The following is a 13517-nucleotide window of genomic DNA, read 5'->3' on the forward strand; positions in this document are numbered from 1 at the left end:
ATTTCTCCATCCAAAGGTGCTTGCTGCTATAACAAGTGGAGTTTGAGCAAGTATTGCTCCAAGGTTTGCAGCTATTCCTGCGAATCCAACCATTAAAGCGAAATTTCTGGAATAAAACCATCTTGATTGAATTTTAATAAGGCAGACAAATACAACAGATACTCCGATACCAACTATAAATCTTCCAAGATAGGCAATCATTATGTTTGGAGCCAGCCCAAATATTACTGAGCCTATTGCTGCAAGTATAGAAAATGAAGTAGCTGTCTTTCTGGGTCCAAGTTTGTCTGCCAGTATTCCTGATGGAATCTGCATTATAAAGTAGGCGTAGAGATACATGGAACCAATGTTAGCAAACTGAGCTGCACCGATTTTAAAGGCATCCTGAAGATCTGTCTTAACAACTCCAGTAGCCATACGGTGAAAGGTAACAAATACATATAGTGCTGCAAGGACACTCCAAACAACCCATCTGTATCTTTCTACTTTTTTTACATTCTTGTCTTTTTCATTAGTCACAATAACCCTCCTACATTTTTCAAAACACTAAATTTCATATGGATAACTTCCCCAGCTCAAAGTACTGTTTTTACCTTTATAAATAATTTTTGTAGTTCGCTTATGATTCTTTTAACCCGTTTAATGTTGCAAATCTTGTTTTAGTATTATACACTTTTGAAAAAATACACCGTTATATAGGACTACGCCTATAAGATATTTAACTGTACGAATAGGCTGTTTGATATAATATAATAGTGTGAATCAAAAATAGAGCCACACTTCTGTAGCTCTATTTTTTAAACACTTATTAATATTATCTCTTTGATAAATGATGTACTGAATCACATAATCCAAAATAAGCTATATACAGTCGTGTTTTTAATTCCTTAAAATATATTTTGACAATATAATTGCTTATATTATAAATCATATGTGAATCCTGTGTAAAAGGCTTGTAATTCAATGACTCTTAGTATGTTTGTGCACCGTTGGAAATCAAGAGTTCCATAAAACGTCGCAGAACCGCTGAAACTTCTGCTCTAGTAGCTTCACCCTGTGGGTCAAAAATGTTGCCACCCTTGCCGTTTATAATGCCTGACATCTGCATCTCCTGTACGGCTTCATTAGCATAAGCACTTATGCTATCACTATCTGCAAAAGCCTTCTCTTCATTAACCTTCGGCAGTTTAAAGCCATGGGCTTTGGCAAAGTTCTGCATAATGACTGCCATCTGTTCTCGTGTGATAGACTGATCAGGAGCAAAAATTCCATTGCCTATACCCTTTATGATGTTGTTTAATCTTGCCCATTCTATATAGCTCATGTAGTAAGAATCCTCTTTCACATCGGTAAAGCTGCTCTCTTTGTAACCGCTGACATCAACCTTTGCCATTCGTCCTAATACTGTGACAAACATTCCTCTTGTCATAGCCATGTCGGGGCTGAAGATTGTCTCAGAGGTACCGCTGAATAGTCCTTGTCTTACTACAAACTCGATGTCACCCTTTGCCCAGTGGTTTTCAATATCAGTAAACCCATGATCTTCTTCTCTGTATCCCGCACCGTAAATTGAGAAATGATTTGTACTGAAGCGCAGAACCTTATTTTCAACGTCATAGACAGAGTCATTGAGCCAGTGGACCTTCCCATTGTCATCTATATATACAGCATAGATATTCTCAGCTTTCTCATTTTCACCAAGAGTATAAGGAATTGCTACTGTTACCCTTCCATCTCCAAAGTTCTGTACCTGTTTACCGCTGCCATAGTTCACCTTGAGGTCGAATACCGGGCGACTACCAACAACTTTTTGAGCTTCATCGGTCAGCTTAGTGCTGTCGGCAGGAGCAGCTGTAACATTTACATCCGAATTTGCTTGGCTGTTAATCTCTTCTACCGCTTCCAAATCCATATCGATTTGAATATTAGGATTATCCACCACCACAACGGTACTTACTATTCTCTTGGCAATAATAGTGTCCTGCACTATCTTTGGCAGATTGACAGTTACATTTGAAACAGACTTGCTGCCGGTTACCACATGTAGTACCATTGTGATGTCGTTTTCCTCGTTACCCTTTTTCTCTGCATCCTTCATTGCCTTGTCAAAGATCTCTGTCACATATAGGTTGGTGATATACACAGTAGCATTTCCGTTTTCGTCTACCTTGGCGTCTATCTTGATTTTTCCCTGCGTTGATGAATCAGGCTTGTCCGGTGAAGGTGAAGTGACGATGACAGGGATGCTGCTATCTGCAGAGCTACTGTCTATATCGGAGCTTCTGTCGTCATCTGAGGAACTTCCATTGCTGACTGTTGCTTTAGAAATAACAAAGGATACTTTTGTTGTGATTTCATCATAGTTTTCTGTTCCTGGTACTGTTGCCTTCACATAATATGTTCCTGCATTTGTTGGTACAGTTTCAGTATATATACCATCTTCACTATCTGAATATGTGAATTCTACTGTTCCAAATCTTGCAGCAGCTATTGGTGTCTTTGCAGTTCCACCGTATTTCCAGCCTTCAATTGAAAGCGGTGTTACCCATTCATTTTCTGCTTTTGCTATTGACCATGCCTTTGTTAAATTTGTTCCACCTTCAATTGTGTAGTTGGCATTGTCAACTCCTGCAACTTCTGCCCTGTATGTGCCAGCATTTGTTTCGGCTATGTCTCCTGAAAGTGTTACATTTACTGTATCACCCTCTACTGTATTTGTTACATCTGCTGAAATTGTTACAGGGTTTCCTGTGTAAACTAAATCTTCTGTTCCACTCCATGTGATAACTACTGGCAACTTTTTAATTTCAAGTCCATCAGCTATCTCCTTGCTGTATGCTTCATAAATTGCATCCTCTGGCCTTGTTACCTTTACCTTGTATTTGCCTGCATTTTTTGGTGCAGTAGTTGTATATGCATCATTTACATAATATTCTACTGTAAAGCCTGTAAGTGATGTTCCTTTAATCTCAAAGGCCTTTCCTGTTTCATCATAGGTATAGCTTTGAGCTTCTTCTGTTATTGTTACTGTTTGTTTCGGAATCTCAATCAGTTCTTTATCTTTATCAACTACTGGGCTGCCAGATACATCTATGTTCTCTATAACTGCGTCTAAATAGCCGCTCTTGCTGATCTTGATGGTATATTCTCCGTTAGGGACGGCCTGTGTAGTGTATTTGCCGTCTGCATCTGTAGTAGCAGGTGCTCCGAAGTCAGCACCGTCTTTCTGAATTTGAACGGTTGCGCCCTCAATAGGACTGCCTTCGTTGTCGGTTATTTTGCCGGAGATGGTAGAGCCGGGGATTAGCTTGACATATGGCTTTGCCCAAGTTGTTTCATCGGGTGAGGTGACTACCTCAGCATCAGACTCGCTATCTCCCGCCTTCACGTTATGGGTTGTATTGCTGGTGGTTAGATTATTAGAACCTATAGCTCCCCTTATACCAATTGCGGTCACTACAGCGTCACCGCTCATAGTCAGATTTAGTGTTCTATAGTGATCCTCAGCAATACCGTAGCCCTCGCATGTTCTATCGCCTGCTGTTGTGGCCTCGGCGGTCACATTACCGCCGGAGATTGTTATCGACCCCCAGTTGGTGGAAATGCCCACCTTTTGTCCAGAAGCTTTTATCGTGCCGCCCTCAATGATAAGATCATCGAACGCATAGATACCGCTGTATTTACCACGGGCGTCCAATGAGCCCTCGCCCTTAAAGGTGAAACTGCCTCCACTTTCGGTGCAGAAAGCGTTATCATCGCTGGAGGAAGTGCTTGTGACAGTATTATCACCATAGAAATCAACGATTAGATCCTTCAAGAAGGTTTTAATGGCATTTCCACCAGCATAGGTAATGTTCGCATCGGTCAGAGTAAGAGTATTAGTGTCGGAGTCATAGGTAACTTTTCCCGCGGTAATTCCTGGTGCGGTAATGTCGTCCTTATTGTCATCGGTCACCTGTACGCCGGCAACATATATACTATAAGAGCGTCCTTGTCTTGTTATAGTTATGGTATACTTCTTTGTGGTTCCATCCTGCGCTGTAACTTCTATATATGCTTTGTTTTCTCCTACATTCAGATTCATCGTCTTGCTTGCTATTTCATTTTCACATGCTAAGTCACTATATAACTTCCATGTAGCATGTGTACTTACTGTTACATCTACATTTATGCTGGTTGTTTCATTGCTGACAGTAGCTGTTATGTCTGTTCCGTGTATATTTGCTTCTACCGGTGTTATTACCTCTGTTATATCACAAGCTGAAGAAAGAGAAACAGGCTCAAACTTTAGATATTTGTATGTTTTAACCTCTGCATCCGTGTCAATGTCCTCTTTGGTGATCTCAACAGCGTTTGTATCAATGGTACTAGTTGTGCTTCCAAATATTCTTACGTTAGTATAGCCGCTTAAATCTGGTGCTTTGTTCATCGCCATGCCGCCGCCTTTGATGATAGGCGTGCCGCTTGAAATCACAATTTTGCCATTGCCTACAAAAATGCCAGTACCGCCTGCACTGTCTACAATGCCGTTTGATATTTTAATATCGCCGCTGGCATTATTGTAAATTGCTCTGCCGCTGGTTGATGTATCAGTGTTTTCCACTATGCCACCGGTGATTTCAAGGACGGTATCCTCTTTGCTTCCGGATTTTAAATAAATAGTACCGCTGTACGAATCACTTATTGCGCTGGTAACCAACGCATTGCCGCTGATAATTATTTTGCCATCGTATTCATTGTGAATCGCTTTACCATTAGCAGCTCTTACTGTGCCGTCGGTAATATTTATAGCGGTTCTTTTCTGGCTGTTGCTACGGATCGTTACACCATTAGCCTTTGTATTTTGCACTGTACCGCCTTTGATATCAAGTGTGCTGTCAGGTGAGAGAAAAACCGTAGCGCTGTTGGATTCAGAATTAGAACTGGTGACTAATGCACTGCCGCTGATGGTAGTTTTGGAGGTTCCAACATAAATCGCACAACCATCGTTACTGGTGTTTTCCACTATTCCCCCTGATACATTTACCGTCACCGTACCACTAATACTATCACCGCCATTTATCGCTCGGCAATTTCCCGTAGTAGCTTGTACCGTACCTCCCAATACATTCACAGTACCGTTACTTCCGGGGTTAATTGCACATCCGGCTGAGGCTGTATTTTGCACCATACCTCCGGTAATATTCAAAGTGCCCAGGTTTGTCAGTTTCACTGTGCCTGTTGATGAGAAAGTGCCAACACTGCTGGTGATTTTTCCCTGTTCACCCTCCGTTGAAGAGTCGGTGATGGTCAGTTCACCGGTGCCGTTGTGCTGTATGGCTGTTATATTGCCGGTCTCTATCGTTTTCCCGTTTAAGTCAAGAGTGAAATCTATGCTATTGCCATCTGGAATGATGACCGGTTCCGTAAGGGTTATGTTATCCAATAGCTTAATCGTCTGGTTACTTTCAACCGCATTTACTGCTTCTTGCAGTGCGGAATAGCTTGTTTCGCCTATTTGGGCGACATTGCTGCTGGACATAAAGCTGAATACTGGATTCATGGTCGCCGCACCCACTGTTATTGTAATCCTTGGCAGCTCTGCGCTGACCGTATAGCCATCGATTACCGGGGTAAAAACATACTCACCCTCGGTGTCCATGTCGTATTCTGGCTCTGAAGTCCATGTCACTGGAATATCAACAGTAATTTCTTCTTCAGAACCATAAACGATTTCGGTCACAGTATCTGGAACTGTTCGTACAGTAGCCATCAAGGTTTCAGGGAGTTCCAGATCCTCAATAGATGTCCCTACCGTAACCGTTTTTTCTTTTTCATCAAGGGGTACAAACTCAATTATTTCTCCCCTTGTTCCAACAGTAAAATCCGCTTCTTCTGCCATTGTTGAAACAGGAAGCATAGTAAACATCATGCACAATATTAGAAGCATACTGAGTATTTTTTTGCTCATATTTGTGTTCCTCCTCCGATGAAGAATTACTTTCATTCAATCTATCATAAAAAACCTTTTTATAACCGTCCGTTGCATGAAATACGGTTTTTTTGACATGAATCATTTTTTTAGACATAAAAAATCCCCCAAACATAATTGTTTGAGAGATTTTGTATTTCGTAAAAATTATCTCTTACGTAATTGATGTAGAAAATTAAATCGTCTAAAAAGTACTATATAAAGTACTATAATTAAATTTCAACTACTATATATTGATATATCTAAATTTAATATTTTAAACCGCGTGTAAATCGTGCGTAAATGCCTAAAAGCAATTGCCTTACCTCTCAAGTATTAGAAGCCTTTGCTGATAATCAATTGTAACGAGAAATTGACAAAGAACATCAGCACCTATTGTAGCCATTATCTCTTTTTCAATGCCCCGTCCTACAGCTCGCTGTGAATGAACTGAAACAGATGGAAAACTAATCTTAAAACTTCCAATCTCTATATTCTGTAGTTTAACTCTTCCGAATACATTCTGTTTTACACTTATTTTACTTGCAATTTCACTATCTATTACACTGACAGATGCCCCTGTGTCAACCATTGCATAGTATTCTTGTCCATTTATTCTAACTGGTATAACTATATAACCTTCTCCGCTTCCTTCCATAGTCAAAAAGTTAAAAACCTGCCGATTTTCGCTGGTGACAATATTATCAGGAAGTGATGATTTGCTAACGGCTACTTTCTTACTCTCATAATCCAGAGTAATCCTACCTGCCTTAAATGGTTCAAACCCGAAATAATTGTCTTTCCCATCAATAATAATACCTGAACCAAGTTCCATTTGCTTGCCCTCAATATAAAAACTATTCACTTTAAATCGAGATGACTTAGATATTAAAGCACCTTCTGAGTTATATACATTGGCATAGTTGTCTATTTGGAAATTGCCTTTTTGTGCTACTTGTTCAGGGACACATATGCCAAAGGCATTTCCCGTATCAAAGTAAGCCTCTGCCTCTGCTCCATTCAATAAAATATCAAAATATAACCTTCCCCGGTTATGGGTATTAAACTTGACATCCAGTAGTTCATTTGAATTATAGTAATATTTCGAAATCCACACCTCTGGATCATAGGGAGAGTTAGGATGATACCTATTGATAGGAAAAATGTAGGTAAGTATTAGACACAATATGGCCGCAGATATCACCAATGAAAACAGAAGTCTGTTTTTCCTTATGTACATTTTCATTATAACCTTACACTATCTATGTTTTCAAACGGCAGCCAATCATCCATATTTCCGTAGTTGCTCTTGTCAATTTCGAAAGGATCTATAGTCTCTATATTTCCAACCTGAATTAAGACAATATATCTTTTCCCTGCCCATTTTTCAAACTGCTTTTCAGTCAATCCCAGTTTATCTTGATTCTTTTCAGCCAATGAAATAGACTCATCTTCAGCCATTTTATCTGAATTATATACATCGGTCACATTTCCTTTTACCCAAACTTTACCTTCACCATCATTATTAATAAAGTATAGTATGTCTTCCATGTTTACTCTACCATAGGGCAACTTTCTGCCTGTTGCACCCCTTATAATCATGGTTTTTGTTCCTGCAATAAGTTCTTCCAATTCCTTTGCCTTTGCATCCACATAAACTACATGGTCCATTTTGGCACCCCCAATATTCAGTTTTTATAATATATATGAATATTCAAACTTCACTACCTGTTATTTTATACCAACATAATATATCATGTCAACTAAATAATGGGTTTTGCTCATTTCTTTCCTTATTCATACCTTATAGTCAATCACTCCTAATGGGCTTGCTAAATTTGCTAACTGCATCCTAAAACTAAGCCCAAGCCATATCTTGGTTCTATAAATGCAAACAATACTAAAATTTCAGATACTCTAACTAAATTGCAGCTGATCGTAGCTCATCCATGCAAAAGCATAGGTTAGAGCTGCGTATGCTGCTGCTATTAGAGCAGTACGTGTTATAAATTGTACGTTATTTTTTTCATTAAAAAAACTCCTTTCGAATAACAAATTCTTAGGGAGCGGATTTTTTAAGTGTGCCAAGAAAACACTTTATATTATTTTTATATTTTAGGGGACGGAATACCGTCCCCATAAACATATGTAGATTAACATCCAAGTTTGCTCGAAATAACACAAGTTTGCTCAAACCCTGTGTCCCTGATACTGCCCCTGTTACACCTGTTTTCAGGATAAAATTATAAAGTTTGCTCAAGGACTGTTTAAACGAGTCAAACCTATAAAAAAAGGTAAAAAAATAGGAAAATAATAAGCAAGTTTGCTCAAAGTGATAAAGTTTGCTCGGAGAAGATATGCTTGGTTTTATGCGTTGTAGCGATTACATATACGTTGTGCGGAACTGCCTTGTAAAAGGGGAAATCTAACTATATTTCTCTTTCTTTTTTCTCTCTAATCCTTGAGTTATCCACATTATACACAGTTCTGTATATGAAAAACCCCCGCCTTGTCAACAGAATTCCTCCTGTAAAACAACCACGGGGGTAATTATTTTTATTCTTTTTTATTGCATAAAATAAAAACGCCAGAGGTTTTTCCCCTGACGCTTGAATACTCTTTTCAGCAAACTTGTGTGAATTCGAGCAAACATGCTTCGAAGTCGACAACATACTATCTCTTTGAGAACTGTGGTGCTCTTCTTGCTTTCTTTAAGCCGTATTTCTTTCTTTCCTTCATTCTTGGATCTCTTGTGAGGAATCCAGCCCTCTTCAATACGGGTCTTAATCCCTTATCAGCTTCCAATAATGCTCTGGAAATACCGTGTCTTATTGCACCGGCCTGGCCTGTATAGCCTCCACCGTTTACATTTGCAAGCACATCGAACTTACTCACTGTATTTGTCAATACCAATGGTTGTCTTGCTATAAGCTTAAGAGTTTCCAATCCAAAATAGCTATCTATATCTCTACCATTTATAATTATTTTACCGTCTCCAGGTATTAATCTTACTCTGGCAACAGCGTGTTTTCTTCTACCTGTACCATAATATTGAACTTTAGCCACAACAACTTCCTCCTTCCTAAATTATATATCAAGCTCGAGTACTTCAGGTTTTTGCGCCTGATGTTCATGCTCTGAACCCTTATATACCTTTAATTTTCTGAACATCTTTCTGCCCAGACTGTTGTGAGGAAGCATGCCTCTAACTGCTTCTTCAATGGCTCTTTCAGGCTTTGTAGCCATTATCTTTCTGTATGGAGTCTCTTTCAATCCTCCTGGATAAAGAGAGTGTTTTCTGTACATCTTCTGATCTAGCTTGTTTCCTGTAAGAACTACCTTTTCTGCATTTATTATTATAACAAAATCACCTGTATCTACATGGGGTGTATATATAGGTTTATGTTTACCTCTTAAAATTTTTGCAACTTCACTGGCCAATCTTCCAAGGACTTTGCCTTCTGCATCTATAACATACCATTTTCTCTGAACATCTTCAGCCTTTGCCACAAATGACTTCATCCCTATACCTCCTTGTTTAAGCATAACATGATATTATAAAATTTAACGCAAACGAACCTTCAAAGGCATAAGTTTCAAATCCCACATAGAAACAATTTAGCCTTCAAAGCTCCAGCAATTTTTGTCTATAATTAAATGTTGTCAATACCTAGATCCGGGGCAGTGGATCATAAATAAGCAACACTAATATTCTAATACAATGAACCTAGTGTGTCAATACAAAATTGACAATATGATTAGTCATAGTATACTTTTTCCAGACATAAGCCATGGGCAGGGACAGTGATTCCTGCCAATTCTCTGTCTCCTTTTTTTATTATTTCAGGAATATTATCGGCATTCATTTTCCCTATACTTGCATAAATTATTGTTCCCGTTATTATTCTTACCATGTTATATAAAAATCCATTTCCATGATAAAAGATTCTAATGTATTCTTCATTCTCTTCAATTTTGATGCTGTATATGGTTCTGATAGTATTTATTACATTGCTCCCTGTAGCCATAAAGGCCTTAAAATCATGGGTTCCTACAAAGCAGTCTGCTGCCCTTTTCATTTTTTCCATATCAATTTTGCTGCCAAAGTTTACATGATATACATAGTTTCTCATTATGGCAGGAGGAAATAGGCCTTTGTGTATAGTATAGCTATATATCTTGGATTTAGCATCATATCTTGAATGAAAACTAAGAGAAGCCTCTTCCGAACTCTTTATGACAATATCCTTTTGCAGAACCGAATTCAGAGCCCATGCAAATTTATCAGCGGGAACTCTGCTGCCGGTAATAAAATTTGCAGTTTGCCCTTTAGCATGGACCCCTGCGTCAGTCCTACCAGCACCAATGAGGTTCACATCTTCTCCTGTTATTTTTTTTATACTCTTTTGTATTTCCTCTTGTATAGATGGCGCATTTTTCTGTATCTGCCATCCACTATAGTTTGTTCCATCATACTCTATAATTATTCTTATATTTCTCATTTTACCAAATACCTACTCCATAATATGGCTGCAAAAAAAATAACTGTAATAGTAATGGCTATATAATCTCTAGATTCTATAACCAGTTGCTTCATTCTGGTTCTCTTTTCTCCACCTCTGTAGCATCTGGCTTCCATAGCCAAAGCTAATTCATCTGCTCTTCTAAAGGCGCTTATGAAAAGTGGCACCAACAATGGAACCATTGCCTTGGCTCGGCTTATTATGTTTCCGGTTTCAAAGTCAGCTCCTCTGGCCATTTGAGCCTTCATAATCTTGTCTGTTTCCTCCAGTAGAGTTGGTATGAATCTCAACGCTATGGTCATCATCATGGCCAGTTCGTGGGCAGGAACTCCAATTCTTTTCAAGGGATTCAAAAGCTTTTCTATACCGTCAGTCAAGGATATGGGAGAGGTAGTAAGAGTCAATAACGAAGCTCCTGTTATTAGAAATATGAGCCTTAGGGCCATGAACCCTGCCTGGATTAAACCTTCCTTCGTTATTTTCAACTTCCAAAGTGTATATATAACTTCTCCTTCTGTCATAAAAATATTCAACGCAACAGTAAGCAGTATTATGACTATCAGAGGTTTGAGTCCCTTAAAGAGGTATCTGACAGGTATTTTAGAAAGATACACTGCCATTACCATAAATCCAATAACAAACAAATATCCAAAGAATTTATTTATAAAAAATAGTGCAGCAATAAAAGCAAATGTAATTATTATTTTAACTCTTGGGTCCAGGTTATGAACAGGTGTATCACCGGGTATATATTGTCCTATTGTTATATCCTTAAGCATCTTTCTTACCTCTTAACACTTTTATAATAGCCTTTTTTGCTTCTTCTACAGATATGCAATCTTCTATGGGGAAACCTTTTTTCCTCAGTTCTCTTATAAGATTTGACACCTGAGGTACTCCAAGACCAATTCTCTCCAAAGTTTCCGCTTCCTTGAATATTTTTTGTGGTGTATCGAAAAATTGAATCTTTCCTTTATTCATAACAAGTATCTTATCTACCAGTTTAGCTATATCTTCCATGCTGTGCGAGACAAGTATTATTGTCAATTTTTCCTTTTCATGAAGTAGTTTTATCTGTCTAAGGATTTCATCTCTACCCTTTGGGTCCAGTCCGGCTGTAGGTTCATCCAGTATCAATACCTTTGGCTTCATAGCCAATACACCGGCAATAGCTACTCTTCTTTTTTGACCACCACTGAGATCAAAAGGAGATTTATCCTTTACTTCATCAAAATTTAAGCCTACCAAATCAAGAGAAGATTTTACTCTCTCGTGGATTTCTCCTTCACTTAGTTTGAGATTTAAAGGTCCAAATGCAACATCTTTATAAACCGTCTCTTCAAATAGCTGGTGTTCGGGATATTGAAAAACTAATCCTACCTTTTGCCTTATTAATTTTAAAGGCACTTCTTTTGAGTTGATGTCCACGTCATCTATATATATGTGTCCTGAGGTGGGTTTCAGCAAACCATTCAGGTGTTGTATCAGTGTAGACTTTCCTGAGCCTGTATGTCCAATGAGACCTATGAATTCACCGTCTTCAATGGTGAAGGATATATTGTCCAGTGCTACATGTTGAAAAACAGTGTCTTTTGAATATATATGGGTTAGATTTTCTACTTTAATCGACATAGCTCCACCACCATTTCATCGACAGTCAGAATATCATGAGGAAGATTTATCCCCTCATCTATAAGTAAATGCCCTAGTTCAGTTACCTGAGGTACATCAAGACCAAGGGCTTTTATCTCTTCAACTTTTGAAAACACTTCCTTAGGGGTACCTTCCATCACAACATGGCCTTCCTCCATAACATATATTCTGTCTGCATTTACGGCTTCATCCATGTAATGAGTTATTAGTACAATTGTTATATTCTCTTCTTTGTTCAGTTTCTTTATTGTTTCAATGACCTCTTTACGGCCGGATGGATCAAGCATAGCCGTGGGCTCATCCAATATAATGCAACGAGGTCTCATAGCAAGTATACCTGCTATGGCAACCCTTTGTTTTTGTCCTCCTGATAGAAGATGGGGGCTATGCTTTCTGTATTCAAACATACCGACAGTGAGTAATGCCTCATCAACTCTCTTTCTTATGTCTTCAGGCTTTACTCCAAGATTCTCAGGACCAAAAGCCACATCTTCCTCTACTATTGTAGCAACGATTTGGTTATCAGGATTCTGAAAAACCATGCCTGCATTCTGCCTTATATTCCACAAATTATCTTCGTCCCTGGTATCCATGCCATTTATATAGACTGTTCCCTCACAAGGAAGAAGCAATGCATTTAAGTGCTTGGCAAAGGTAGACTTTCCTGAGCCATTATGTCCTAATATGGCTATGAATTCTCCCTCTTTAACTTCAATATTAATATCCTTCAAAGCAAAAAATTCTTTACCCTCATGGCTTGAGTATTTATATGTAACATTTTCAGCTTTTATCATCTCTATGATACCCTCTTCATTAATATAAGGTTCAGAGTTGAGGAAATAGACTAATAACTCTATCCTCAAACTGTGAACCAGACTTCACTTTGCATAGAAAAATTTTAGTGTAGTCCATACTGGACTTAGCCGCCCTTGGCCTCAGTTACTTTTGAATCTGGAGACTTAGGGCGGGTCAGACCAGTAAAAAAACCCAATTCAAAAAACATGGGACTAAGCATATACTTAATCCCCCAGCCCCATTATATTTAAACTAGTTCCAACAATACTACTTCAGCACCGTCTCCACGTCTGGGAGCTACCTTAAGTATTCTGGTGTATCCACCATTCTTCTCTTTATACTTTGGTGCAATTTCATCAAATAGCTTTTTAACTACATCTTCTTTAGTAATATATGCTAATGCCTGACGCCTAGCATGCAAATCTCCTCTTTTTCCAAGAGTAATCATTTTTTCTGCTATGCTTTGGGCCTCTTTGGCTCTTGTGCCAGTAGTCATTATTTTATCATGCTCAAGCAATGCTGTAACAAGGTTTCTCAGCATTGCTTTTCTTTGACTGCTAGTGCGTCCCAGCTTTCTGTATCCTGCCATGACTATA

Annotated in this window: 11 protein-coding genes; all 11 read right to left on the reverse strand. The window is 38.6% G+C overall.

Going from position 1 to position 13517, the window contains the following annotated elements:
- On the reverse strand, positions 1-519 hold a 519-nt coding region (locus ACESM9_RS05975), incomplete at its 3' end, for an MFS transporter (protein WP_372996288.1).
- A gap of 451 nt (positions 520-970) precedes the next feature.
- On the reverse strand, positions 971-5950 hold the full coding sequence (locus ACESM9_RS05980; RefSeq protein WP_372996290.1) for an S-layer homology domain-containing protein: 4980 nt from the start codon (positions 5948-5950) through the stop codon (positions 971-973).
- Positions 5951-6272: 322 nt separating this feature from the next.
- On the reverse strand, positions 6273-7190 hold the full coding sequence (locus ACESM9_RS05985; RefSeq protein ID WP_372996292.1) for a retropepsin-like aspartic protease: 918 nt from the start codon (positions 7188-7190) through the stop codon (positions 6273-6275).
- Positions 7191-7195: 5 nt separating this feature from the next.
- Positions 7196-7621, reverse strand: a complete 426-nt coding sequence (locus ACESM9_RS05990; RefSeq protein WP_372996294.1) for a hypothetical protein — start codon at positions 7619-7621, stop codon at positions 7196-7198.
- A gap of 1002 nt (positions 7622-8623) precedes the next feature.
- Positions 8624-9016, reverse strand: a complete 393-nt coding sequence (rpsI, locus tag ACESM9_RS05995) for a 30S ribosomal protein S9 (protein ID WP_372996296.1) — start codon at positions 9014-9016, stop codon at positions 8624-8626.
- A 21-nt stretch (positions 9017-9037) separates the two neighbouring features.
- Complete coding sequence (gene rplM / locus ACESM9_RS06000) at positions 9038-9472, reverse strand: 50S ribosomal protein L13 (protein ID WP_372996298.1); 435 nt, start codon at positions 9470-9472, stop codon at positions 9038-9040.
- Positions 9473-9708: 236 nt separating this feature from the next.
- Positions 9709-10452, reverse strand: a complete 744-nt coding sequence (truA, locus tag ACESM9_RS06005) for a tRNA pseudouridine(38-40) synthase TruA (protein ID WP_372996300.1) — start codon at positions 10450-10452, stop codon at positions 9709-9711.
- Positions 10449-11252, reverse strand: a complete 804-nt coding sequence (locus ACESM9_RS06010) for an energy-coupling factor transporter transmembrane component T family protein (protein ID WP_372996302.1) — start codon at positions 11250-11252, stop codon at positions 10449-10451. The genes truA and ACESM9_RS06010 overlap by 4 nt, the downstream gene beginning before the upstream one ends.
- Positions 11245-12105 (reverse strand): energy-coupling factor transporter ATPase, encoded by an 861-nt coding sequence (locus ACESM9_RS06015; protein ID WP_372996304.1) that lies wholly within the window; start codon positions 12103-12105, stop codon positions 11245-11247. The genes ACESM9_RS06010 and ACESM9_RS06015 overlap by 8 nt, the downstream gene beginning before the upstream one ends.
- Positions 12090-12920 (reverse strand): energy-coupling factor transporter ATPase, encoded by an 831-nt coding sequence (locus tag ACESM9_RS06020; RefSeq protein ID WP_372996366.1) that lies wholly within the window; start codon positions 12918-12920, stop codon positions 12090-12092. The genes ACESM9_RS06015 and ACESM9_RS06020 overlap by 16 nt, the downstream gene beginning before the upstream one ends.
- Positions 12921-13168: 248 nt before the next feature.
- A complete protein-coding gene (gene rplQ / locus ACESM9_RS06025) occupies positions 13169-13510 on the reverse strand; it encodes a 50S ribosomal protein L17 (RefSeq protein ID WP_372996306.1) in 342 nt (113 codons plus the stop codon).
- Positions 13511-13517 lie beyond the last annotated feature (7 nt).

Source organism: Lutispora sp. (assembly GCF_041687175.1).
Classification (GTDB): Bacteria; Bacillota; Clostridia; order Lutisporales; family Lutisporaceae; genus Lutispora.

Excerpts from the sequence above, each read along its gene's own strand:
- ACESM9_RS05980 (WP_372996290.1), bottom strand. The coding sequence starts at position 5,950 with ATGAGCAAAAAAATACTCAGTATGCTTCTAATATTGTGCATGATGTTT.
- ACESM9_RS05985 (WP_372996292.1), bottom strand. The coding sequence starts at position 7,190 with ATGTACATAAGGAAAAACAGACTTCTGTTTTCATTGGTGATATCTGCG.
- ACESM9_RS05990 (WP_372996294.1), bottom strand. The coding sequence starts at position 7,621 with ATGGACCATGTAGTTTATGTGGATGCAAAGGCAAAGGAATTGGAAGAA.
- rplM (WP_372996298.1), bottom strand. The coding sequence starts at position 9,472 with ATGAAGTCATTTGTGGCAAAGGCTGAAGATGTTCAGAGAAAATGGTAT.
- truA (WP_372996300.1), bottom strand. The coding sequence starts at position 10,452 with ATGAGAAATATAAGAATAATTATAGAGTATGATGGAACAAACTATAGT.
- ACESM9_RS06010 (WP_372996302.1), bottom strand. The coding sequence starts at position 11,252 with ATGCTTAAGGATATAACAATAGGACAATATATACCCGGTGATACACCT.
- ACESM9_RS06015 (WP_372996304.1), bottom strand. The coding sequence starts at position 12,105 with ATGTCGATTAAAGTAGAAAATCTAACCCATATATATTCAAAAGACACT.
- ACESM9_RS06020 (WP_372996366.1), bottom strand. The coding sequence starts at position 12,920 with ATGATAAAAGCTGAAAATGTTACATATAAATACTCAAGCCATGAGGGT.
- rplQ (WP_372996306.1), bottom strand. The coding sequence starts at position 13,510 with ATGGCAGGATACAGAAAGCTGGGACGCACTAGCAGTCAAAGAAAAGCA.